The organism is Flavobacterium indicum GPTSA100-9 = DSM 17447 (assembly GCF_000455605.1).
Classification (GTDB): domain Bacteria; phylum Bacteroidota; class Bacteroidia; order Flavobacteriales; family Flavobacteriaceae; genus Flavobacterium; species Flavobacterium indicum.
Genome location: NC_017025.1, coordinates 2,784,924 through 2,809,410, shown reverse-complemented (window position 1 = coordinate 2,809,410; position 24,487 = coordinate 2,784,924). Strand labels below are relative to the sequence as shown.

The following is a 24,487-nucleotide window of genomic DNA, read 5'->3' as shown; positions in this document are numbered from 1 at the left end:
TTTTTTTAATAAATATATGAATTTTGTAACAAATGGAAATAAAAAAATCCTTTTTGATTGATTTCAAAAAGGACTGTATAGAATAAAACTAATTTTTATTAATTGTTTATGTTCAAATGGTTGTATCCTAAATAAGGAACTTCTTTTTCATTGAAAATAACACCATATTCTTCTAATTCTTTTAAAATTGGTTCGTATACTTCTTTTGAAATAGGAAGTTGTACACCAGGCGTTTTAATTTCACCTTTTAAAATTCTTAAAGTTGCAATAGCGACAGGTAATCCAACTGTTTTTGCCATTGCGGTATACGTTTGGTCTTCACCTATACAAACCATGGTAGAATCAATTTGTTTTTTCTCTCCGTTTAATTCGTAACCAAATTTATGATACATAACAATCATATCTTTGTCTTGGGGCTGTAACGCCCATTTTTCGGCTAATATTTTTTCTAATATTTGAGCTGGAGTAGCGTTTTTTAAACCTACTATTTTGGTAGAGTTGAATAAATCTAATTCTACTAATTTGTCCCAAATAATATCGTCCTGATCGATTTTTTGTGCATGTCGTAATTTAATTTCAACGGTATCAGTTGGGTGGTAAGGTAAAAAGGAATTGGTGAATTGACGGTACGTCATGTTTTCAGAATCTTCCATTACATAGGTGTCATCCGTCATACCTAATTGTACTAAAATGTCCCATGCTCTAGAATACCCCACTCTTCTAATGGTTCCTCTATAACAAGTTAGTGCGTTGTCTAAACCATAAACACTTCTGTATTTCAAAGAATCTCTATTGGCATACGCTTCAAATCTTCCAAAGCCTTCAACTTCTAAAAATTCGGTTCTTCTAAACAATTTGTTGTAGGGAATGTATTTGTATTTTCCTTCTTGAATGAATTTTGCAGCCCCCCCTTGTCCTGCTAAAACCACATTTCTTGGATTCCATGAAAATTTATAATTCCATAAGTTGTTATCGCTTTCAGGCGCAACTAATCCGCCACAAAAAGATTCAAATAAAATGATGTTGCCACCTTTTTCTCTAATTTCGTCCATTACTTTCATGGCGCTCATGTGGTCAATTCCAGGGTCTAGACCAATTTCATTCATTAAAATTAGATTGTTTTCTTTGGCAACTTGATCTAATTCTTGCATAGCCGGACTAATGTAAGAAGCGGTTACCATGTGTTTTTTATAAGTTACACAATCTTTCGCTACTTCAATATGTAAATGAGCAGGTAACATAGAAACAACTATGTCTGATTGTTGTATTTCCTCTTTTCGCTGTGCTTCATTAAAAATATCAAATGCAATAGCTCGAGCGTTTTTATGATTATTTGTTTTCTTTTTGGCTAAATCTTCAGATAAGTCTCCAATTGTAATGAAAAGATTTTCTGTTTCTGATTTTTGTAGTAGATATTTTATTAATGAAGATGCAGAACGACCTGCACCGATGATTAGAATTTTTTTCATTAGTTAAGTTTGGTTTGTTGCTTTTTTATAATATCACACGAAGGTAGTAAAATGTTATATTTCTTAAAAGTTAAAATTGATTTAATTGCTATACATTTACTATACTTTAGTATATTTGTTCGAAATTTTGAAACAAAATGGAAAAAAAGATATTGATAGTGGCTGCTGTTTTTGGCTTTTTAGCTATCATTTTGGGAGCTTTTGGGGCGCATGCTTTAAAGAAAGTGTTAACGCTAGACCAATTAACTTCTTTTGAAACAGGAGTAAAATACCAAATGTACCATGCCTTGTTCTTGTTGTTTGTAGGGACTTCAAATATGTTAACTTTGAAGGATAAAACTATAGTGTTTTATTTGACGGTAGTTGGTATTTTCTTTTTTTCAGGATCAATTTATGTGTTAACTACTTCAAGTATTACGGGGATTAAATCAAAAATAATTGGACCAATAACACCTATTGGAGGGATGTTTTTACTTTCTTCATGGGGCTTACTGATTTATAAACTTCTAATCAAAAAATAACTAATATCAGTTTATATCTAAAATTTAATTTTTACTTTTGCACTTTAATAAATAGCAACATAACTTATTATTTATGAATACATACGATCAATCTACGAAATCGATTTCGTTAGAAAAATATGGAATCAAAAACGTTCAAGAAATCGTTTACAATCCTTCTTATGATTTATTATATAGCGAAGAATTAAACGAGAAACTTCAAGGATATGAAAGAGGTCAATTAACAGAGCTTGGTGCGGTTAATGTAATGACTGGTGAGTTTACAGGACGTTCTCCTAAAGATAAATACATTGTAAAAGACAGCGTTACTGAAAATACTATTTGGTGGAATTCAGATAAAGCGGCGAATGATAATAAACCAATTTCAACAGAAACCTGGAATGCATTAAAAGAAACGTCGGTTAATCAATTATCGGGTAAAAGATTATTTGTAGTTGATGCTTTTTGTGGAGCAAATGAAAATACGCGTTTAAAAGTACGTTTCATTATGGAAGTGGCTTGGCAAGCGCATTTTGTTACCAATATGTTCATTCGTCCTACAGCGGAAGAATTGGCAAATTTTGGCGAGCCTGATTTTATTGTAATGAATGCGTCGAAAACTTCATTCAAAGATTATAAGGCACATGGATTAAATTCAGAAGTTTATGTAGCTTTTAATTTAACTGAGAAAATCCAATTAATTGGAGGAACTTGGTATGGTGGAGAGATGAAAAAAGGATTGTTCTCTATGATGAACTACTATTTACCATTACAAGGAATTGCTTCAATGCACTGTTCTGCAAATAAAGGAAAAGATGGAGATGTAGCTGTATTCTTTGGATTATCTGGTACAGGTAAAACAACGTTGTCAACAGATCCAAAACGTGAGTTAATTGGTGATGATGAGCACGGATGGGACAATGATGGTGTTTTCAACTTTGAAGGAGGGTGCTACGCTAAAACAATTGATTTAAGTAAAGAAAACGAGCCAGATATCTATGGCGCTATTAAAAGAGATGCATTATTAGAAAATGTAACTGTTGATGCTAATGGAATTATCGATTTTAAAGATGGTTCTGTAACTCAAAATACACGTGTTTCTTATCCAATTTACCATATTGAAAATATAGTAAAACCAGTTTCAAAAGCAGGTCATGCAACTAAAGTTATTTTCTTAACGGCAGATGCTTTTGGTGTAATGCCTCCGGTTTCAAAATTAACTCCAGAACAAACTAAATATTATTTCTTGTCTGGCTTTACTGCAAAATTAGCAGGAACTGAAAGAGGAGTAACGCAACCAGAACCAACGTTCTCAGCATGTTTTGGAAAAGCATTCTTATCTTTACACCCTACTAAGTACGGAGAAGAATTGGTAAAGAAAATGGAAGAGCATAATGCTACTGCTTATATGGTAAATACAGGTTGGAATGGAACTGGAAAACGTATTTCTATCAAAGATACTCGTGCTATTATTGATGCAATTTTAGATGGTTCTATTGAAAAAGCAGAAACTTCAACTGTTCCAGTATTTAACTTTACCGTGCCTACTGCGTTACCAAATGTAGATACGGCAATTCTAGATCCAAGAAACACTTACGCAGATGCTTCTGAATGGAATGCTAAAGCAGAAGATTTAGCAGCTAGATTCATTAAAAATTTCGTTCAATACACAGATAATGAAGAAGGTGCAGCGTTAGTAATGGCGGGACCTCAATTAGGTTAAAATTAACTAATTACTACTATAAATTAAAAAGCGTCAATGTATTCATTGGCGCTTTTTTAGTTAATAGAATTTATAAAAAAAGCGCTTAGATAATTCTAAACGCTTTAAAATATAAAATACTATTTTTTATTTTCCTTTATTTGTTTCAGAAACATATTTTTCTAATGCTCCAGTCATTGATGGAGTTCCCGGAGCAGGAGCCATAATGTCTACACGTAATCCATGTTCCAAAGCTTCTTTTTTAGTAGTTTCACCAAATACAGCAATACGTGTATTGTTTTGTTGAAAATCAGGAAAGTTCTTAAATAAAGATTTAATTCCAGTCGGACTAAAAAATGCTAAAACATCATAATAAACGTCTTTTAAATCGGATAAATCGCTCATTACTGTTCGGTAAAAAATACCTTGTTTCCAATCAACTTTTAAATTTTCTAATGTTTGTGGAACATCAGCATTTAACTGGTCGGTATTGGGTAACAAGAATTTTTCGTCTTTGTATTTTTTAATTAATGGGGCTAAATCAGTAAATTCTTTTTGGCCCACATAAATTCTTCTTTTTCTGTACACAACATATTTTTGCAGATAGTAAGCAATAGCTTCAGATTGACAAAAATATTTTAAATCTTCTGGCACTTTATAACGCATTTCTTCAGCAACTCTAAAAAAGTGATCTACTGAATTTTTACTTGTAAAAATAATGGCAGAAAAATTATTTAAATCGATTTTCTGTGCTCTAACTTCTTTTGCAGGAACGCCTTCTACATGGATAAATGGTCTAAAATCAACTTTTACTTTCCATTTATTCTGTAGGTCGAAATAAGGTGAATTTTCCACCTTTGGTTCTGGTTGTGAAACCAAAATAGTTTTCACTTTCAAATTTGACATATCTAACAAATTCTAATTTTTTGTTATCCAATAATACATGAAATAATACGGTGCTATTTCAAGGGTGCAAAGATACAAAATAAAATAAAATATTTTACCTATGATTATATTTTGATAAGTCTTCATCAAAAAGTAATAGGTAAGCACGTTGTATAGCACGAAAACACCAAGGATTATATAAAATATTAACTGAACCGGAGTTTGATTATAATATAAAATAATATTTACCGGGAGAAGTATTAATCCCAAAAAAGCTCTGTAATTCACTTTTACAAGATTAAATTGTTCTACAAAACTTTCTGCATTTAATGTAGTGCCAATTATTTTTTCAATAAGAAATTTTGATAGCACAAAAACAAATAAAAAGGTAAAAATCTGAATGAAAGAAATATAATTGTGTGTTTGAGTGTATTTAAAATAACTTAACAACAGAAGAATAAAGAACGAAAATGAAATTAATTGAATAATAAACATGGAAATAGTAAACCAGTTCATTAAATTACTCGTGTCTTTGTAAATTTTATTGTATTTGTCTGAAAATCCTAAGCGTAGAAATTCATTAAAACGAACTTCAAAGATAGTTTTGTTGGTTGCAATAATAATTGCAGCCAGTACAAATAAAATTGTGGCCCAATCTTTATTAACTAATACGCGCTCAGCTAGAAGAATATTCATGCTGCAAAAGTAACAAAAATATTCTCTCTCAATAATTATAAAATTATTAAGATTTTGAATGTAAAAAAAACTTAATTTTGCACTGTAAATAAAATCATATGTCTGCTGGTATAGTTATCATCCCCACCTATAACGAAATAGAGAATATTGAAAAAATAGTTCATGCTGTTTTTCAATTGCCTTCAAACTTTCATTTATTAATAGTAGATGATAATTCACCCGACGGCACTGCCAATAAAGTGGTTGAGTTACAAAAAACGTATGCGGATAAATTGTTTTTGGAAGTAAGACAAAAAAAATCTGGATTAGGTACAGCTTACGTACATGGTTTTAAATGGGCATTAAATCGTAATTATGATTATATTTATGAAATGGATGCCGATTTTTCACATAATCCAAATGATTTAGAAAAATTATATCAAGCTTGTAAAAACGGTGCTGATTTGGCCATTGGATCGCGCTATTCAAAAGGAGTAAATGTAGTAAATTGGCCTTTGAACAGAGTGTTAATGTCTTATTTTGCTTCTGTTTACGTGAAGATGATAACAGGAATGAAAATTCATGATGCAACTGCCGGATTTATTTGTTACCGAAGAAAAGTTTTAGAAACTATCAATTTAGATAAAATAAAATTTGTAGGTTACGCGTTTCAAATAGAAATGAAATACCGAGCATTTGTAAAGAAATTTAAAATTGAAGAAGTGCCAATTATTTTTACAGACCGAACTTTAGGTGAATCTAAAATGAGTGGTGCCATCATAAGAGAAGCTGTTTTTGGCGTAATTATGTTAAGAATTAGAAAAATATTTAATAGACTTTAATCCAATAAAATGAGTACATTTTTAATTAAAAATGCTAAGATTGTAAATGAAGGTTCCATAGTTGAAGGGGATGTGTTAATTGAAAATGAAATTATTAGTCAGATTGACGAAAGTATTAGTGCTAAGCCTAATTACACTATTGTTGATGCTGAGGGTTCTTTTTTACTGCCAGGAGTTATTGACGATCAAGTACATTTTAGAGAACCAGGTTTAACTCACAAGGGAAACATTGCTTCAGAAAGTAGAGCTGCCGTTGCTGGAGGTGTAACTTCATTCATAGAACAGCCTAATACTGTTCCCAATGCTGTTACTCAAGAATTGTTAGAACAAAAATACGAAATAGCAAGTAAAACTTCCTATGCCAACTATTCGTTTATGATGGGTGGAACGAATGATAACTTAGAAGAAGTATTAAAAACAAATCCGAAAAATGTTGCTGGAATTAAGTTGTTTTTAGGTTCTTCAACGGGTAATATGTTGGTAGATAATCAAGAGGTTTTAGAAAAAATATTTTCTTCTACTAAAATGTTGATTGCAGTTCATTGTGAGGATGAAGCTACTATCAAGGCCAATTTAGAAAAATATAAGGAAGAGTACGGTGATAATATACCAGTAAAATACCATCATTTAATTCGAAGTGCAGAGGCATGTTATTTGTCTTCTTCAAAAGCCATTGAATTAGCAAAGAAAACAGGGGCAAGATTACACGTGTTCCATTTGTCAACCGCAAAAGAAATGGAATTATTTACCAATAAAATTCCATTAGAAGAAAAGCAAATTACCGCTGAGGTTTGTGTGCATCACTTGTGGTTTACAGATAAAGACTATGATACGAAAGGTGCATTAATTAAATGGAATCCTGCGGTTAAAACACAAGAAGATCAAGATGCTTTATGGCAAGCCTTGTTGGATGATAGAATTGATGTTATTGCTACAGATCATGCACCTCATACTCTGGAAGAAAAGAAAAATCCGTATTCAACTTGTCCTTCAGGAGGGCCTTTAGTACAACATTCATTGGTTTTAATGATGGAAGCGTATGCAAAAGGGAAAATTTCTTTAGAGAAAATCGTAGAGAAAATGTGTCATAATCCAGCTAAAATTTTCAAGATTGAGAAAAGAGGATTTATTAAAGAAGGTTATTTTGCTGATTTGGTAATCGTGAATTCTCATTTGCCTTGGAATGTTAAAAAGGAAAATATATTATATAAATGTGGTTGGTCGCCGTTAGAAGGATTAAATTTGAAATCGAGAGTTACGCACACTTTTGTAAATGGTAAATTAGTCTATCAAAACGGAAAAGTTAAAGATGTTTTAGCTGGAAAACGATTAACGTTTGATAGAGAATAATGTAAATATGAAGAAAGTTTTATTTTTTGTAATTGTAATTTTAGTTGTTTCATGTTCAAAAAATCCGATTCCTAAACCTGAAAATTTTTTGGATGAAGAAACAATGGAAAACATCATGTATGATGTAGCTGTTTTGCAAGGCGCTTCTGCCAATGCACCAGAACAATTAATAGAAAAAAATATTAATCCTAAAGATTATATTTATAAAAAATATAAAATTGATAGTGCTACATTTCATCAAAACAATCGCTATTATGCAGCTAATGTTAGAAAATACAAGCACATGTATAAAAGAGTGTTGGAACGTTTACAAAACCAAAAATAAATAAAAAATCACGCTATCAGCGTGATTTTTTATTTAAACTCTTTGGCCAATTCTGTTAAATAGGTTGGCATATTGGTAAATTCAAATCCAATAGCGGTTTTAATCTTACTACAATCATGATACTCTTGATTGAAGAGAGATTGAGCGGTAGATTTGGTTAATTTTCTTTTCGTAAATAGCAGTTTAGAAAAAAGCCAGTCCCATCGCCAAAAAATAGAGGTTACTAATTTGTTGACTTCAATCTTTGGAGGATTCACACCAAAAGCATGCGCTAAAACAGTAAATAAATTTTGATAAGTACTGTCTTCAGCTACCAAAATAAATCGTTCGCCAGAAATAGAACTCTTCATTAATTGATGCATGGCTTTCACTACATCTTCAACGGAAACTATGCCAACTTTTCCTTTGGTGTAAAAAGGTAAACCGTTTTTGATTTTGGAGAAAAACAAACTGCTTCCAAAATCTTTAAAACCACGACCAAATATCACACCTGGATTGACAATTACTACTTGCAATCCTTCTTGATAGCCACGCCAAACTTCTAACTCGGCTCCGTATTTAGAAATCGAATAATCGCTGTGGTGGAGTTCGTTGTTTCGGTCAGTTTCTTCAGTAATGCAAAGTTGGTACTCGGTTCCGTTACCTAAAGCCGCAATTGAACTCACATGGCATAGCTTTTCTACTCCAAAAGCCAAACATAGATTAACCACATTAGCCGTGCCTACAATATTGTTTTTATATAATTCTTTAAAGTCATTGGGGTTAAAAGAAACCAAAGCGGCACAATGATATACATGGGTAACCCCTTTAAATGCTTCTTCTAGTTTGGGAATATCTAAAATATCTGCTTGAAACCAGTCGATTTGTTCAAAAACAGGACCTTGGTTTTGAGCCTCAAACAAGTTTTTTATATGATCTTTTTTTGCTTCCGATCGGTACAGTGCGCGAATAGGTGTAGCTTCTTTTGACAACAATTGCATCAAATGAAATCCAACTAAACCGGTAGCGCCTGTAATTAAAATCATGAGGTAAAAATAAGGAAAATGCCCAAATCAAGCAATAAAAAAGCGGTTTAATGTCGTTTTATAAAATGCTTTGAATGTGCGTGTCAACATTTTATTAACTCATTTTTTCGCACTATATTTGCACTTTTAATGAAAAGATAGGAAATGAAACATACTAAGATTGTTGATTTATTAAACAACACCAAAACGTTACAAGAAGTAACCGCTAAAGGATGGGTACGTACATTTAGAAATAACCAATTTATTGCGTTGAACGACGGTTCAACCATTCATAATATTCAGTGTGTTGTTGATTTTGAGAACACTCCTGAAGAAACATTAAAAAGAATTACTACGGGTGCTGCCATTTGTGTAAAAGGTACGTTGGTTGAAAGTCAGGGTGCTGGTCAAAATGTTGAAATTCAAGTAGCTTCATTAGAAATTTTAGGTGATTCGGATGCGGAAAAATTTCCAATGCAGCCCAAACGTCATTCGCTTGAATTTTTACGTGAAAATGCCCATTTACGTGTAAGAACTAATGTTTTTGGTGCCATTATGCGTGTGCGTTCAGCGTTGTCGTTTGCAGTGCATCAATACTTCCAACAAAAAGGATTTGTATATGTAAATACGCCTATTATTACCGGATCGGATGCGGAAGGTGCTGGCGAAATGTTTCAAGTAACTGCGTTGCCTTTAGATGGTTCGGCGCCACGAAATGAAGATGGAAGCATCAACTATAAAGAGGATTTCTTCGGAAAACAAACCAACTTAACCGTTTCTGGTCAGTTAGAAGGGGAAACATTTGCTATGGCTTTAGGTCAGATTTATACTTTCGGACCTACATTCCGTGCAGAAAATTCAAATACGTCACGTCACTTAGCTGAATTTTGGATGATTGAACCTGAAGTGGCATTCAATGATTTAGCAGACAATATGGATTTGGCCGAAGATTTTATTAAATATGTAATAAAATATGCTGTGGATCATTGTGCAGATGATTTAAAGTTCTTAGATGAACGTTTTGCTCAAGAAGAAAAACAAAAACCGCAGGCAGATCGCAGCGAAATGACTTTGTTAGAAAAATTAAATTTTGTTTTAGAAAATAATTTTAAGCGTGTTTCGTATACAGAGGCAATTGATATTCTGAAAGATTCTACACCTAACAAGAAAAAGAAATTCCAATATTTAATTGAAGAATGGGGTGCAGATTTACAATCGGAACACGAACGTTTCTTAGTTGAAAAACACTTCAAATGTCCTGTAATTTTATTTGATTATCCAGCGAAAATTAAAGCGTTCTACATGCGTTTAAATGAAGATGGAAAAACGGTAAGAGCCATGGATATTTTATTCCCTGGTATCGGCGAAATTGTAGGAGGTTCTCAACGAGAAGAACGTTATGATGTATTGGTAGAAAAAATGCAAGCGCTAGGAATCGATGAAGAAGAGTTGTGGTGGTATTTAGATACGAGACGATTTGGATCAGCTGTACACTCTGGTTTCGGTTTAGGATTTGAGCGTTTGGTATTATTCGTTACAGGTATGACAAACATTAGAGATGTTATTCCTTTCCCAAGAACACCACAAAACGCAGAATTTTAAAAAATACTATTTTAAGTTAAAAGTTTCATCCTATTGTTTAGTTTGAAACTTTTAACTTTTAACTTTTGATTTTTGACTCAAGAATATGCTTAAACAGAATCTAAATTTAAAACTTTCACAGAAACTATCGCCTCAGCAAATTCAGTTGATGAAACTGATTCAATTGCCTACGCAAGCTTTTGAACAGCGTTTGCAAGAAGAAATGGTTGAAAATCCGGCTTTAGAAGGTGATGTGGATGCTACTTTAGATTCTTATGAAGATTCATTTGATAATTCAAACGACGATTACGACGATTACGATAACGAGCATATTGATACAGGAGATTTAAATATCGATGAATATTTAAGTAATGATGAAACTCCAGATTATAAGTATCAAACCAACAATTACAGTGACGACGACGAAGAAAAATCGTTGCCAATTGCTGCTCAAATGAGTTTTCATCAAGATTTAATCAATCAGTTGAATACGTTTATTTTAACTGATGAAGATCGAGAAATTGCTGAATTTTTAGTGGGTAGTATTGAAGATTCGGGTTATATTCGAAGAAGTATTCAAGACATCGTTGACGATATGGCTTTTACACAAGGCATATATACTGATGAAAAAACGGTGGAACGCATTTTAACTATAGTGCAACAATTAGAACCATCTGGAGTGGGCGCTAGGGATTTGCAAGAATGTTTGTTAATTCAGTTAAAACACAAAACTCCTACGGATTCTGTAAGTTTAGCTATTGATATAATAGATAAACAGTTTGATGCGTTTACAAAAAAGCATTATGATAAATTGTTGCAAAAATTTGATGTTTCTAAAGAGCAATTGAAAAAAGCGATTGATGAAATTGAAAAATTAAATCCAAAACCAGGCGGAAGTTTTGATAGCAGCAGTAGGGTAGTAGAGCATGTAGTACCCGATTTTACAATTCGAGTAATTGATGGGGAATTGGAATTGACTTTAAATTCGAGAAATGCTCCTGAGTTACATGTTTCAAAGGATTACCAAGAAATGCTAAAAACCTACAAAGATTCAAGTGAAAAATCTTCTGCGCAAAAAGATGCTGTTCAATTTATCAAACAAAAATTGGATTCAGCCAAATGGTTTATTGATGCTATAAAGCAACGTCAAGAAACATTGATGGTAACCATGAATGCTATCATGCATTTTCAATACGAATATTTTTTAGAAGGGGAAGAAACAAAGTTGAAGCCTATGATTCTAAAAGATATTGCCGATATGATCGGTTTAGATATTTCTACTGTTTCTCGTGTGGCAAATAGTAAATATGTTGAAACACCTTATGGAACCAAACTAATTAAAGAATTTTTTAGTGAGGCCATGAAAAATACTGAAGGAGAAGATGTTTCAACTATTGAAATTAAGAAAATTTTAGAACAAGTTATTGCTGAAGAAGATAAAAATAAACCTTTACCTGATGAAGATTTAGCTGTAATTCTAAAAGAACGCGGGTACCCTATTGCAAGAAGAACGGTTGCAAAATACAGAGAACAATTAGATATTCCTGTGGCGCGTTTAAGAAAGAAAATATAAGTATGAAAACCAACTATATTTTAGTTCCTTTTTCATTTGTATTTCATCCTATTTTTGTTTCTATATATGGGAGTTTACTCTATTTTATATTTTCAGGAAATACTACTCCAACAATAAATCTATACATTACTTTTCTTCAGATTGTTATATTAACTGTGGTGTTACCCTTGTGTTTTTATTTGTTGCTCCGAATATTAAACGTAGTTTCTTCTTTTACTGAAGCAACGATTGAAGAACGTAAAATCCCTATTTTTATTCAGTTGTTTTTAATGTACGTAGTAATAAAGTACGCAGCTGTCCATCAAAATTATCCTGAATTGTATCATTTTTTTGTAGGTGGATTTATAAGTTCATTTATAGTTTTACTTTCTGTGATGTTGCGATTTAAAGCGAGCTTGCATATGATAGGAATAACTTCATTGTGCATGTTTACCATTCTATTTACTAGTTATTTACAAATAAATGCTATTTACACCATAGTTTGTTTGTTACTTTGTGTTGGATTTGTAGCTTCTTCTAGATTATACATGAAAGCCCATACTCCAATTGAATTGATTGCAGGAATGTTGATTGGTATTGTGCCTCAATATTTAGTTTGGATTTTTAAGATATAAAAATTAATTTTTAAATTTTATATCCAATCCCATCATTATATAACCAAGTGAAAAGCCTTTATTCCCAAGTTGAATAGTAAAAGGTTTTATTTCATAAGCAATTCTGCTTTTAATAGGGTTTATTCTTAGCCCGATTCCTAAACTACCACCAAAATAAAATTTCTGGAAATACTCTGAATTTTGATTATTTTGAAGTTCTCCTCCAGTACCTAATAAGCCTCGAGAATAATTTCCAAAAACACCAGTACATAATAGTAAAGATATAGAATTATATCTTACAACATCATAACTTACATTCATTTGTAATGATGTAATTCTATAGAATTGATCTCGTGTATCAGTAATTAAATTTGTAGAAAATCCACCAATAATAAGGTTTGGATTTATTCGAAATCGTTCTTTAACACCGAAACTTTTTTGATAGCCTAAGTTGTAAATTAATCCTAATCCATTTTCTTCTTTGCTGTCATTATAGCCTATTCCTATTCCAGTTTTAATGGAACTTCTATTAAAAATATTTTCTTGAGAATAACTCTTCGTAATAGAAATTAAAGAAAATATCAAAACGAATCTAATGAGTTTTTTATTAAACATAATGGTTTTTTATAAGATATAAAACTGAAACCCTACATTTAAGTTACTCATTTTAGAACCGTCCTTAAAAATTGGATTAATTCCATAATAAATATAAGGATTCCATGTGTTAAACCCAGCTGTAATATAAGCGCCAAATTGCCATCGGTTAACTTCTTTCATAATGGATTCATTACTGTTACCAAAGGAAGATTCTAATTTTAATCTTGCATCTACTATATAAGAAGCTTTAAAGCCAGTGTATATTCTCCAAAATTTATGGCTTTCTGGGGTTGAGTTTCTCCATCTAATTTCTAGAGGAATATCAATACCGTGTGAAGTTACTATAGTTCTAATGTTTTCAGACGGGATAATAGTATTGTCTCCAAATAATTCATCAGAGTTTATAAATTGTTTAATGTTATTATATGCATAACCTAAGCCTAATCCAATAGCCCAATGTCTATTTTTTGTAATAGGCATATCTCTTAGCACACCAGCAGTAATTCCTGGAGAAAATGAAAATTGTTTAAACCCAGTAGGTCTATCGTGAACTATGTTATAACTTAATGAAAAATAAAATTGATCTTCTCTATATAAGGAATCAATTTCTTGAATTGGCTCATTAGTCGTAGTAACCTGTGACCAAACTAAAATAGGAAATAGTATTAAAAATACAATTTTGTTCATAGTTTTTATTTTCGCAGAGAGGAAGGGATTCGAACCCTCGATGCCCTTTTGGAGCATACACACTTTCCAGGCGTGCGCCTTCGACCACTCGGCCACCTCTCTTGGTATTAATCGTTCATTTCTCCTCTTAATGAAGTTTCAAAAATCGTTTTAAAGAAATTTGGTGAAACTTGTTGACCTAAAAGGTACATTAATTTTGTTATAGCTGCTTCAGTTGTAATATCTTTTCCTGAAATAACGCCCATTTCTTTTAGTTTTGTACTGGTTTCATAAGCCCCCATGAGCACACTTCCACCGCTACATTGAGTAACATTTACAATATATAAACCTTTCTTTGTTGCATTTTCTAATTCTTCTATAAACCAATCATGCATAGGGGCATTTCCAGAACCATAAGTTTCTAAAACAACTCCTTTTAAACTTGGAATGCTTAGTAGTGCTTTCACTACGTTCTGATTGATACCTGGGAATAATTTTAAAATTAACACATTATTATCAAAAGAAAGATTAACCTTTAATTCGTTGTTTTTTGGTTGTATTAGTAAATGTTTATTCACTTTTAAATGAACTCCTGACTCCGCTAATTCTGAAAAATTGGGAGATGTGAATGCATTAAAATGTTCGGCACTTATTTTAGTGGTTCTATTACCTCTGTATAATTTGTATTCAAAATACAAACAAACTTCTTTAATTACAGGAACGCCATTTTCTTGTAAAGAAGCAATTTGAATGGCTGTAATTAAGTTTTCCTTTGCGTCTGTTCTTAAATCACCAATAGGTAATTGTGAACCTGTAAAAACCACTGGTTTAGCAATGTTTTCTAACATAAAACTTAACGCAGAAGCACTATAGGACATGGTGTCTGAACCATGTAAAACTACAAATCCATCATAAGCAATATAATTTGATTCTATGATGCTGGCTATTTTTTTCCAATTTTCAATTTGCATGTTTGATGAATCAATAGGCTCATCAAAAGAAATAGCGTCAATAATACAATCCAGTAGTTTTAATTCAGGAATTCCTTTTTGTAATTTGTTAAAGTTAAAGGCTTTCAGTGCTCCAGTATTTGCGTCTTTAACCATACCGATGGTGCCACCCGTATAAATAAGCAAGATATTTGGTTTGCTAATTGGTTTCAATTTCCTGGTATTTTAATTTATTAATTACAGGGTTTGCATACATTGCTAAAAAGCTTTCTTTTTGTTTTGTATCATCAGCATTGATTCTTAATTCAAGGCGACGTTCAAAAAGTTGTTTTTCTTTTTCCGTATACATGGAACTGTAAGTAGTAGTGTTGTGTAATAAATCGTAAGCAATAAAATTAGTAGGCCAAAGTTTATACGATTGTAAAATAGAATCATCTATCGCTTGAGCCAATGCTTGGATTTGTTTATTGTTATTGTCGTTTTCAGCTTTAATTTGGTCAATTTCTTGTTCCAATACGTCTCCAACATGAATGTGTATTCTTTTTTTCTGTCCAATGATTCCACTTAATAACGTGATGAAATCTTCGTTTTTTTCTTTAATGTAAATTTCATCATTTGCTTCTGCCATTAATTGAGGCATTTTTAAGGCATCAGTAGGGTCATACTCATAGGAAATTGAAACAGGAACGAGTTTTATCTTTTTGAAAAAATCCATCACATCTTTTTCATCATTGGCCATGGCAATCATTTTCAAAACCCCTTGATGAGTGGCGTCGTTACCATCCTTTGTTCTACCTTCACGTTGTGCTATCCATACCGAACGGTTTTCTCTAGAGACTAAATGATACATGTATTCAGAAAGTAACTTTGAACTTTGTAACAATTCTCTTGGGGGTAATCCACGTTGAACTAGAAAGTTTCTATTAAGTTTCGATAATTTTAATAAAAAGTCTTTCTTCACTAAATTATCTCCAATTGCCGATGCAGTCATGATTAAATCATGATCAAATAAGCAAACATTGAGTAAGGAGGTGTCTAAAATAATATCTCTATGATTCGAAATAAAATAGTAAGCCGTATTAGGTTCAAGCTTTTCAAATCCAGAAGTGGTCAATCCATCAGAAGTTTTTTCTAAAATCTTTTTAATGGCTTGATAAGCAAAATTAATTTGAAAGTCGCGTATGGAATAAGTACGTAATAATTGCTCTTTCCAAATAGCATCATCTAAATTTGGATAAGCAAAATTCATCATCGCTTTCATCATAGGATGGTTCACCAGCTCTTTTAAAGCATGGTTTACCTCAGTATCATAGTAAGGACGTATTTTATCGAATTTAGACATGATTAATTTTCTATATTACAAAAAAACAAAAAAAAAGGGAAATACACCGTATTTTTTAGTTAAAAACCAAAAACATCTTGTGAGTTTTTTGTGGTTATGGCTGCTATTTCTTCAACAGGTCTATTGTAAATTGAAGCTAATTTTTCTGCAACTAACGCCACATAACTACTTTCGTTTCTTTTTCCTCTGTAAGGTACCGGTGCTAAGTAGGGTGCATCTGTTTCTAATACAATATGTTCTAATGAAATTTCATTTAAAAACTGATCAATTTTTCCATTTTTAAACGTAGCCACACCACCAATGCCTAGTTTCATTCCACAGTCAATGGCTTGAAATGCCTGGTTATAATTGCCAGTAAAACAATGAAAGATACCGAATAATTCGTTACTTTTTTCTTGCTCTAATATTTCAAAAATTTCATTAAAAGCCTCTCTGCAATGAATATTTATAGGCAATTTGTATTTTTTTGCTAATTGAATTTGATGTTGAAAAGCATATTGCTGTTCTTTTAAATGCGTTTTATCCCAATACAAATCAATACCAATTTCGCCAATTGCTGCAAATTTTCTCTTGGCTAATTCGGTTTCCACGTGTTCTAGTTCTTCCAAATAATTTTCTTTTACATAACACGGGTGTAATCCCATCATTAAAAATACATTTTCAGGGAATTGTAGTTCCAAGTCATACATTTTTTGTGTATAACTGCTGTCAATTGAAGGGACAAACAAACGGGTAACGCCTTTTTCAAGAGCCCGTTGCATCATTTCATTTCTGTCTTGTTCAAATTCCTCAGAATATAAATGGGTATGGGTGTCAGTTAAAATCATTTTTTGTAGAAACTATATTGTTTTTCAATTCAAATGCAGTCCCGCTGTTCGCACTACACGGTAGTCTGCTTCCATCGGGTCTAATCATCACTTATTCGTTTTTATTGCACTAATAAATTACAACCTCTTATATCACTATTGTCAAACCTTCCTAAAACTTCAAACGTTTGATTTTCGTATTTTTTACCTAAATCTTGCGTAGCAATAAAAGCACAAGAATTTATATTGGCTAAATCTATTACATTAATACCGCCTGTTTTGTTATATCCAATTAAACTCAATGCATCTTCTGTATCTCTAATGATTACATCCATCCAAGGCGGGCATTCAAAAATACCATTGCCTAAAGAATAGGCTTGTGACAACAATTCGGTCATTCCGTATTCAGAATGTATCGTAGATACACCAAATCCTTTGCTTAATAGTGCGTGTAATTCTTCGCGAATCATTTCTTTACGTTTGCCTTTCATTCCTCCCGTTTCCATAATAATCGTGTTGTTTAATTGAAAGTCAAATTGTTCAATTATATCTAATAACGCATAGGTTACGCCAATGAGTAGTACATTTTGTCCCTCTTTATCAAGAGCAATTAATTTTTCGGCTAATTGTTGGTATTCGTTTAAGTAAAAACCACTATCTGGATGCTGACTGCCTTCGATTAAATCTTGAGCCATATAAATTAATGAAGAGCCATCTCTTTCTAAATAGGAAGGTAATAGTGCTAACACACAATAATCTTCTATGTTGCCGTAAAATTGCGAAAATGCTTGTCTAAAACTTGTCTCGTATACACTTAAATCGGTAACATGGTGTTTACTCGTACTCATTCCAGTGGTGCCACTACTTGTAAAAATAATTTCATCAGGAGCCTTGTTAGAAACAATTCGTTCCGATTTAAAAAATTGGATGGGTAAAAAGGGAATATCAGGAATTCGTTTTACGTTGGTTGGATTTTTTTTTAATAGATTACAGAATTTATGGTACACGGCGTTGTTTTCATATTGGTGTCTGAAAACTTTTAACGTAATTTTTTCAAATTCTTTTTTTGAAGCGATAGAAAATATGTCAGCTGCTGTAATCAATGTAAAAATATTTTATGCAAAAGTAACATTAAATAAACATATAAAAAAAAGCACCAACCTAAGTTGATGCTTCTTTTATTTGTTATCCTGAATTAATTTCAGGATTTATAATTACTCGATAACTAATTTCTTAGTAGATGTTTTACCTTCTTCTGTAATTTTAACTACATAAACACCAGTAGTCAAATTAGCTACATTTACTGTGTTGTTAACTACCTTAGTAGATACTACTTGTTTACCTACTAAATCAAAGATTGCAACTTCGATTGATCCATTTAAAGCTGTTTCAATGTGTAAGTTATCACCTTTAACAGGGTTTGGATACATTTTTAAACCATCAATTTGAGAGAATGAAGCTGATGATAAAGTAAAGTTAGGTGTAGTTGTGATTGTTAACTCATCAATTGTCATAGCTGGAGTTGATGTCGCAGAGTCTTGACGTAAAATGAAGTTAGCTAAGCTAGTTAACGCAGTTGTTGGAGTTACAACAACTGAAGGAGATGCTGATCCACCAATTGTTGGGTTTTCATATAATGATAATGAATTATTTGTAAAGTCATATCTTAACACTAAATACTGAGTAGAATTTACAGCGTATGTATTAGCAGACCAAACAATATCTGCAACAGTAGTTGTTGGACTAATTCCGTATTGGAAATTTGTACCATCAGTTTTGAAATATATTCTTGCTACAGTAAATGCGTTAGATGCATTAGTTAAAACTGCAAAATAAGTAGATCCTGTTGTTGAAATTCCTGTTAAGTCACTAACTTTTACTAAAAAAGATGTAAATAAGTCACCAGAAGTTGTATCAGTGAATGGAAGTAAAGTATCGCTACCTGTTCCTGTAAATGAAACTGAATTACCAGTTGAAGTTATACCAGTATAAGTAAGGTTACCGCTAACAGCTAATATTTCATCTGCACCAACCGAGCTATTTTTCCACATTTGAGATGTGTTCAATTGAGTTCCTACAGCATAATTAAAAGGTTCGTTTACAGGTAATGAATTAGTTGCAATACAGTTGTCTGGACTAGTAAAGTTAGTTGTAAAAGTACATGTTGGACTTGAACTTACTGTAACTGATTGAGTTCCTGTAACACTTTCACTCATAGTGATTATTATATTACCTGCGGCAGTAGTTGTTGGATTGTCTCCACTAACAACACCGGTTGTTGTAATAGTGTAAGTTGCAGTTGCTCCACCAGTATAAGGAATTGTAACTGTATAATTGTCTAAGCCAGAAGTTGAAGTAACACAAGCAACAACCGGTGTTCCTAATGATAAAGTACAAGATGCAGATACGTTTTCAACTTTAACATCATCAATTCTAAATTGTGTAGAAACAGGAGTTGTTGCAGTTGACGGTTGAGTAAATCTTAAAGATAACGTTGTTGAAGAAGGGATTGCACCTCCAGAAATTGAAACCAACGTCCAAGAATTTGCAGCAGTTGGAGCTGTATATGAAAGTGGAGTCCAAGTAGAACCGCCGTTCGTGCTTTGTTCAACAATTAATTGTGAAGTAGCAATACTTGTGCTCAACATTCCAAAAGATAATTTTAAGTCAGCTGCGCTATATGCTGAAGTATTTATTCCGTCAATTTGGAAAAAATGACCAACATTGGTAGTCTGATTAAAAAAAACATTTCCATTTCCAGATGCTCCAGTATAACCTGATGAAGCAGTAGAAACTCTCATCATGTTAGCACCAGATGTACCAGTGTAAACTATCGGGGAACCATTTTGAAAAGTTGCAGGTGCAGTTCCAGTAACGTAGGTAGCAACAGCTGTATTTCCAGTGGGAGTTCCCATATTTTCAGAATAAATAGTTTGTCCAAATGAAGCAAACGAAATTAAACCAATAAAAATTGAGTAAAGTTTTTTCATTTTATGAATATTAAAATTTTCTACAAAGATATGAACAATCTAGTTAAGCAACCAAGTTTTAATGTAAAATTTAGATTAATTTTCTAATTTTAACACTTGCTTAATTAGTTGATAATAAGTTTTCTAGTCGCAGAGGCTTCTCCTTCTTTAACTTTGATAATATAAACCCCAGGGTTCAAGTTGCTAATGTTTAGCTCTTTGGTGTAAAGTGTTACATCAACTACTTTTTTTCCTAACACATCAAAAATTTCGACTTTCTTCTCTAAGTTTGATTTAGAAGTAATGAAGACTTTTCCAGTGTTATTAGGGTTAGGATAAACACTTAATCCTTCAATTACTGGGTCTTGAGATTTGTTCACAACAACTCTGCTATCTTGCGCTTGAATGCTGATAGAGAAAATAAAAAGTAAAATTAATGTATAAAAGTAATTTTTCTTCATGTGAATTATTTGTTTTGTAAAGATAAATAAAATAAATCAATCATCATGCCACATCATAAAAAAATCCCGAAAAAAATCGGGATTTAGTGAAATATATATTTTTTTGAAATTAATCTAAGTAGTAGATGTATCCAAAATTTAACCATAAATTCCAATCATTTGCTTTGTTTTCTGGATATCTAATTGGATCTGGACTTACACCTTCAACCCAGTTAGAAAAATAATATTGCCATCTTAACTCTACAAATAAATCCGATAACTCCGTTAATTTATATCTTGTACCAGCACTTGCAACTACACTCCATGTGCTTCCGCTTGCGTTTGTAACAGCATCTTTGTATAAATACTTTTCAGGATAAGTAAGTGAGGTGTTGATTTCTCCTAAAGAAGAAGTGTTTTCAGGGCTGAAAAAATTATAGTGTGCTCCTAATGCAACAAATGGTCCCCATGCTCCATCAGTAGCTGTAAATTGTCTAATACTCCATGGAAAATACTCTAACTGCATTCCAATATCTGTAACACTTGCCAAACCTTGCATCGCTCTTAACTGTTTTGCAGTAATGGATTGTCTTTCAGGTTTTACCCATTCTCCAGCATGGTTTAGTTTTGCTCTTGTATAGGATATTTCAGATCTTAATTTAAAGTGATCGTTAAAATAGGTTTCAGGTGTATAACAGTTACATTCAGCTCTATATGAAAAGTTCATGTAATGTACTAATCCAATACCAAAACCATTATTAGTTAAATTGGTTTCTGTGTTGTCGCTTTGTCCATAATCAGAATAAAATAAAGTTGGCCCTACAAAAGCACCTACCTCATGAGAAAAACCAAATTGAGCAAATGAAACCGATTGAGCACCAAAAGCGAATAAAAGAGCTAAAAGTATTTTCTTTGGCATAACTTAAAATGTTTTATCCGACAAATATATAAAAACAAAATTCATATTAAAATAAATTTCTAATTTAATTCTAAAATTGCTGATTTCTTAAAAATTGCACAACATAAAGCACGATTAATCAATATTTAATAAATTAAACTTTAAAATTTTGTTATATTCTTCGTGGGTTATGTTTAATAATGTATATTTGCCTCTAGATAATTTTAATAAATTAAAATATATTATGAGTCAAAGTGTTAATGCATTTTTAGAAGCAGTTGCTAAGAGAAATGCAAATGAGCCAGAGTTTATGCAAGCAGTAAAAGAGGTTGCAGAAACAGTAATTCCTTTCATTGAGCAAAATCCTAAATATCAAGGTAAAATGTTATTGGAAAGAATGGTTGAACCAGAAAGAGTAATCATGTTTAGAATTGCTTGGATTGATGATGCAGGTAATACACAAGTAAACAGAGGTTATAGAATTCAAATGAATTCAGCTATTGGACCATATAAAGGAGGTATTCGTTTCCATCCTTCAGTAAATTTAAGTATTTTAAAATTCTTAGCTTTTGAACAAGTTTTTAAAAACTCTTTAACAACTTTGCCAATGGGTGGAGGAAAAGGAGGTTCTGATTTTGATCCAAAAGGTAAATCTGATAATGAAATTATGAGATTCTGTCAAGCATTTATGACTGAATTACAAAGACATATTGGTGCTGATACTGACGTACCTGCTGGTGATATTGGTGTAGGAGGAAGAGAAGTAGGTTACATGTTTGGTCAATATAAAAAATTAAGAAATGAATTTACAGGTGTATTAACTGGAAAAGGTATTACGTTTGGTGGTTCATTAATCCGTCCTGAAGCAACTGGTTATGGTGATGTATATTTTGCACAAAACATGTTAGCTACAAGAGGTGAAAGCTTTGCGGGTAAAACTGTAGTTGTTTCTGGTTCAGGAAATGTTGCTCAATATGCTATTGAAAAAGCTACTCAATTAGGTGGTAAAGTGGTTACTGCTTCTGATTCATCAGGTTATATTTATGATGCCGATGGAATTGATGCTGAGAAATTAGCTTATATCATGGAAATTAAAAATGTAAGATACGGAAGAATTAATGAGTATGTGGCTAAATATCCTAATGCAAAATTTGTGGAAGGAAAACGCCCTTGGGAAGTTAAATGTGATATTGCTTTACCATGTGCAACTCAAAACGAGTTAAATGGTGAAGAAGCAAAAACTTTAGTAGCTAATGGATGTTTTTGTGTGGCTGAAGGTGCAAACATGCCTTCAACTCCTGAAGCGGTTGAGGTATTTTTAGCGGCTAAAATTTTATTTGCTCCTGGTAAAGCTTCTAACGCGGGTGGTGTTGCTACTTCTGGTTTAGAAATGTCTCAAAACTCTTTACGTTTGTCTTGGACTAGAGAAGAAGTTGACCAAAGATTACACAGAATTATGAGTGATATTCACGAGGCTTGTGTGAAATATGGTAAAGATGAAACTGGTTTTGTTGATTACGTTAGAGGTGCAAATATTGCTGGTTTCGTTAAAGTGGCTGATGCAATGTTAGGTCAAGGTGTAGTATAATTACAACTTAATATGTACAAAAGCGGCTATCAATTCTGATAGCCGCTTTTTTTAGTTTTGACCTTCCCATTCTGAATAGAATTGCGCTAAAAATCGTTCCATAAACTGATGTCTAGCTAAAGCGATTTTTTTTCCTGTTTCGGTATTCATTTTATCTTTTAAAAGCAATAATTTTTCATAGAAATGATTTAAAGTAGGAGCGCTTGAGTTTTTATATTCCTCCTTATTCATATTCATTTGCGGTGGAATTGCAGGGTCATACAACGGTCTGTTTTTAAATCCTCCATAATTGAAAGTACGTGCAATGCCAATGGCTCCAATGGCATCTAAACGATCGGCGTCTTGTACAATGTCTAACTCTTTTGAATAAAATGTTTTCGTGACATTACCTCCTTTAAAAGAAATATTTTCAATGATTGCTACCACATGAGCAATGGTGGTCTCATCAACATTTTCTTGTTCTAGAAAATTACGTGCTGTTTTCGGACCAATATTTTCATCTCCATTATGAAATTTACTATCGGCAATATCATGTAATAAAGCCGCTAGTTTTACAACAGTTAAATTGCATTCTTCTGATTGCGCAATTAAAAGAGCGTTTTTATATACACGTTCAATGTGAAACCAATCGTGTCCGCCTTCTGCATGCTGCAATTGCTTTTTAACAAATAAAATGGTGTTGTCTATAAGTGTCATAGGAAAAAAAATCCTTTCAATTGCGAAAGGATTAAATTTAAATTATTTTATTAATGCTGGTTGAACCCACTTAAAGATATGAGTTTCATCGGGTAAAATTAATCTTTCTGAAATTTTCTTCATTCTTTCGGGTAATTTCATGATAAAATCTCTTGCTTTTTCAGCTTCATCAGTCAATCCATTTATTTTGTCAATTTCCCATTTATCAATCAGTTTTTGCATGATGTCTACATAATCCATTGAGGTGTACACACCTAACTTTTGAGCAGAAGTGGAAAATTGTTCAAATGCGGTGCTTATTTTTTCTCCTGATTCTCTTAAGAAATGAGCCGGCATGGTAATTTTTAACTTCATCATGTGTTGAAAAGCTAACATCATTTCACTTGGATCTACTTTGAAGATTTGATTTACGAATTCACTGTAAGCTAAGTGATGACGCATTTCGTCCCCTGCAATTAAGTTACACATTTTGTGTAATTTTTTATCTCCAAATTTTTTAGCAATTTGTGCAACACGGTTATGTGAAACGTAAGTAGCTAATTCTTGGAAACTTGTATAAACAAAATTTTTATAAGGATCTTTACCAGTACCTATGTCAAATCCATCGTTTATTAAATGATGTGTAGTTTGTTCTACTTCTTTCATGTTTACTCTTCCTGAAAGATACAAGTACTTGTTTAATACGTCACCGTGGCGGTTTTCTTCTCCGGTCCAATGGCGAACCCATTTGCTCCATCCATTTCTTCCTTCGTTATCTACTCCTTCTACTTCCATTAGCCAAGATTCATAAGTAGGTAATGCTTCTTCAGTGATAGTGTCTCCTACTAAAACTACCCAAAAATCATAAGGTAAATCTTTAGCAATTTCTCTCAACTCTGTTACATCTTCAATAAAGGTGTCAGTTTCAGAATGGGGTAATAAATCGGTTGGTTGCCAAATTTTTTCAACCGGAATTAGAAAATCATTCATAAAAGAATCAATTTTCTTTTCTAACAGTTGCATGACTTCCAATCGAACATTTTTTAATGACATTTTT

General features: G+C 32.4%; 24 protein-coding genes and 1 tRNA gene. 9 read left to right on the top strand and 16 right to left on the bottom strand.

All coding sequences use genetic code 11. From position 1 onward, the window contains the following. Window positions 1-98 precede the first annotated feature (98 nt). Complete coding sequence (locus KQS_RS13125) at window positions 99-1,469, bottom strand: saccharopine dehydrogenase family protein (protein WP_014389657.1); 1,371 nt, start codon at window positions 1,467-1,469, stop codon at window positions 99-101. Between the two features lie 137 nt (window positions 1,470-1,606). On the opposite strand from KQS_RS13125, the gene KQS_RS13120 reads away from it, so the two are divergent. Both KQS_RS13120 and pckA read left to right on the top strand, forming a co-directional pair. Next, window positions 1,607-1,990 (top strand): DUF423 domain-containing protein, encoded by a 384-nt coding sequence (locus KQS_RS13120; RefSeq protein ID WP_014389656.1) that lies wholly within the window; start codon window positions 1,607-1,609, stop codon window positions 1,988-1,990. A 73-nt stretch (window positions 1,991-2,063) separates the two neighbouring features. Further along, window positions 2,064-3,692 (top strand): phosphoenolpyruvate carboxykinase (ATP), encoded by a 1,629-nt coding sequence (gene pckA, locus KQS_RS13115; RefSeq protein ID WP_014389655.1) that lies wholly within the window; start codon window positions 2,064-2,066, stop codon window positions 3,690-3,692. Between the two features lie 126 nt (window positions 3,693-3,818). On the opposite strand, the gene KQS_RS13110 is transcribed toward pckA, so the two are convergent. Both KQS_RS13110 and KQS_RS13105 read right to left on the bottom strand, forming a co-directional pair. Continuing rightward, a complete protein-coding gene (locus KQS_RS13110) occupies window positions 3,819-4,568 on the bottom strand; it encodes a uroporphyrinogen-III synthase (protein ID WP_041252337.1) in 750 nt (249 codons plus the stop codon). 21 nt (window positions 4,569-4,589) lie between these two features. After that, window positions 4,590-5,252 (bottom strand): DUF4271 domain-containing protein, encoded by a 663-nt coding sequence (locus KQS_RS13105; protein ID WP_014389653.1) that lies wholly within the window; start codon window positions 5,250-5,252, stop codon window positions 4,590-4,592. 98 nt (window positions 5,253-5,350) lie between these two features. Here KQS_RS13105 and KQS_RS13100 point away from each other — a divergent pair, with 98 nt between their 5' ends. Genes KQS_RS13100 through KQS_RS13090 form a run of 3 tightly spaced genes read left to right on the top strand, consistent with a single transcriptional unit; the run spans window position 5,351 to window position 7,748 of the window. Beyond that, window positions 5,351-6,073, top strand: coding sequence for a polyprenol monophosphomannose synthase (locus KQS_RS13100; RefSeq protein WP_014389652.1), 723 nt, complete (start codon window positions 5,351-5,353; stop codon window positions 6,071-6,073). A 9-nt stretch (window positions 6,074-6,082) separates the two neighbouring features. Further along, a complete protein-coding gene (locus KQS_RS13095) occupies window positions 6,083-7,423 on the top strand; it encodes a dihydroorotase (RefSeq protein ID WP_014389651.1) in 1,341 nt (446 codons plus the stop codon). A gap of 7 nt (window positions 7,424-7,430) precedes the next feature. Beyond that, window positions 7,431-7,748: a DUF4296 domain-containing protein gene (locus tag KQS_RS13090; RefSeq protein ID WP_014389650.1), complete on the top strand. Its 318-nt coding sequence runs from the start codon at window positions 7,431-7,433 to the stop codon at window positions 7,746-7,748. A gap of 29 nt (window positions 7,749-7,777) precedes the next feature. Here KQS_RS13090 and KQS_RS13085 read toward each other — a convergent pair whose 3' ends face one another. Next, window positions 7,778-8,773 carry an NAD-dependent epimerase/dehydratase family protein gene (locus KQS_RS13085; protein ID WP_014389649.1) on the bottom strand — a complete coding sequence of 332 codons (996 nt, stop codon included), beginning with the start codon at window positions 8,771-8,773 and terminating at the stop codon, window positions 7,778-7,780. Between the two features lie 144 nt (window positions 8,774-8,917). On the opposite strand from KQS_RS13085, the gene asnS reads away from it, so the two are divergent. The 3 genes from asnS to KQS_RS13070 all read left to right on the top strand — a co-directional run bounded on the left by asnS (window position 8,918) and on the right by KQS_RS13070 (window position 12,520). Continuing rightward, entirely contained in the window at window positions 8,918-10,354 is a 1,437-nt protein-coding gene (asnS, locus tag KQS_RS13080) for an asparagine--tRNA ligase (protein ID WP_014389648.1), read from the top strand. A gap of 85 nt (window positions 10,355-10,439) precedes the next feature. Further along, window positions 10,440-11,906 carry an RNA polymerase factor sigma-54 gene (rpoN, locus tag KQS_RS13075; RefSeq protein WP_041252121.1) on the top strand — a complete coding sequence of 489 codons (1,467 nt, stop codon included), beginning with the start codon at window positions 10,440-10,442 and terminating at the stop codon, window positions 11,904-11,906. Between the two features lie 2 nt (window positions 11,907-11,908). Then, window positions 11,909-12,520 carry a hypothetical protein gene (locus tag KQS_RS13070; RefSeq protein ID WP_014389646.1) on the top strand — a complete coding sequence of 204 codons (612 nt, stop codon included), beginning with the start codon at window positions 11,909-11,911 and terminating at the stop codon, window positions 12,518-12,520. A gap of 3 nt (window positions 12,521-12,523) precedes the next feature. Here the strand turns inward: KQS_RS13070 and KQS_RS13065 are convergent, their stop codons facing one another. From KQS_RS13065 to KQS_RS13020, 10 genes are all read right to left on the bottom strand, one after another. After that, the gene (locus KQS_RS13065) at window positions 12,524-13,084 is read right to left on the bottom strand and encodes a hypothetical protein (RefSeq protein WP_157868435.1); all 561 of its coding nucleotides are present in this window, start codon (window positions 13,082-13,084) and stop codon (window positions 12,524-12,526) included. A 39-nt stretch (window positions 13,085-13,123) separates the two neighbouring features. Further along, entirely contained in the window at window positions 13,124-13,783 is a 660-nt protein-coding gene (locus tag KQS_RS14260; protein WP_014389644.1) for a porin family protein, read from the bottom strand. 14 nt (window positions 13,784-13,797) lie between these two features. Then, a tRNA-Ser gene (locus tag KQS_RS13055) sits at window positions 13,798-13,885 on the bottom strand. 5 nt (window positions 13,886-13,890) lie between these two features. Beyond that, window positions 13,891-14,925 carry an asparaginase gene (locus KQS_RS13050; protein ID WP_157868434.1) on the bottom strand — a complete coding sequence of 345 codons (1,035 nt, stop codon included), beginning with the start codon at window positions 14,923-14,925 and terminating at the stop codon, window positions 13,891-13,893. After that, window positions 14,912-16,054 (bottom strand): lysophospholipid acyltransferase family protein, encoded by a 1,143-nt coding sequence (locus KQS_RS13045; protein ID WP_014389642.1) that lies wholly within the window; start codon window positions 16,052-16,054, stop codon window positions 14,912-14,914. The genes KQS_RS13050 and KQS_RS13045 overlap by 14 nt, the downstream gene beginning before the upstream one ends. 59 nt (window positions 16,055-16,113) lie before the next feature. Then, window positions 16,114-16,881 carry a TatD family hydrolase gene (locus tag KQS_RS13040; protein WP_014389641.1) on the bottom strand — a complete coding sequence of 256 codons (768 nt, stop codon included), beginning with the start codon at window positions 16,879-16,881 and terminating at the stop codon, window positions 16,114-16,116. 101 nt (window positions 16,882-16,982) lie between these two features. Beyond that, on the bottom strand, window positions 16,983-17,963 hold the full coding sequence (locus tag KQS_RS13035; RefSeq protein WP_014389640.1) for a LuxE/PaaK family acyltransferase: 981 nt from the start codon (window positions 17,961-17,963) through the stop codon (window positions 16,983-16,985). A gap of 111 nt (window positions 17,964-18,074) precedes the next feature. Continuing rightward, the gene (locus KQS_RS14110) at window positions 18,075-19,850 is read right to left on the bottom strand and encodes a T9SS type A sorting domain-containing protein (protein WP_014389639.1); all 1,776 of its coding nucleotides are present in this window, start codon (window positions 19,848-19,850) and stop codon (window positions 18,075-18,077) included. Between the two features lie 104 nt (window positions 19,851-19,954). Continuing rightward, window positions 19,955-20,290 carry a T9SS type A sorting domain-containing protein gene (locus tag KQS_RS13025; RefSeq protein WP_014389638.1) on the bottom strand — a complete coding sequence of 112 codons (336 nt, stop codon included), beginning with the start codon at window positions 20,288-20,290 and terminating at the stop codon, window positions 19,955-19,957. A 109-nt stretch (window positions 20,291-20,399) separates the two neighbouring features. Further along, window positions 20,400-21,188, bottom strand: a complete 789-nt coding sequence (locus KQS_RS13020; protein WP_014389637.1) for a THC0290_0291 family protein — start codon at window positions 21,186-21,188, stop codon at window positions 20,400-20,402. A gap of 223 nt (window positions 21,189-21,411) precedes the next feature. Here KQS_RS13020 and gdhA point away from each other — a divergent pair, with 223 nt between their 5' ends. Beyond that, entirely contained in the window at window positions 21,412-22,755 is a 1,344-nt protein-coding gene (gene gdhA / locus KQS_RS13015) for an NADP-specific glutamate dehydrogenase (protein ID WP_014389636.1), read from the top strand. Between the two features lie 51 nt (window positions 22,756-22,806). On the opposite strand, the gene KQS_RS13010 is transcribed toward gdhA, so the two are convergent. Together KQS_RS13010 and KQS_RS13005 are read right to left on the bottom strand one after the other, a co-directional pair. Continuing rightward, window positions 22,807-23,451 (bottom strand): HD domain-containing protein, encoded by a 645-nt coding sequence (locus KQS_RS13010; RefSeq protein WP_014389635.1) that lies wholly within the window; start codon window positions 23,449-23,451, stop codon window positions 22,807-22,809. A gap of 42 nt (window positions 23,452-23,493) precedes the next feature. Further along, a complete protein-coding gene (locus KQS_RS13005) occupies window positions 23,494-24,483 on the bottom strand; it encodes an acyl-ACP desaturase (protein WP_014389634.1) in 990 nt (329 codons plus the stop codon). Window positions 24,484-24,487 lie beyond the last annotated feature (4 nt).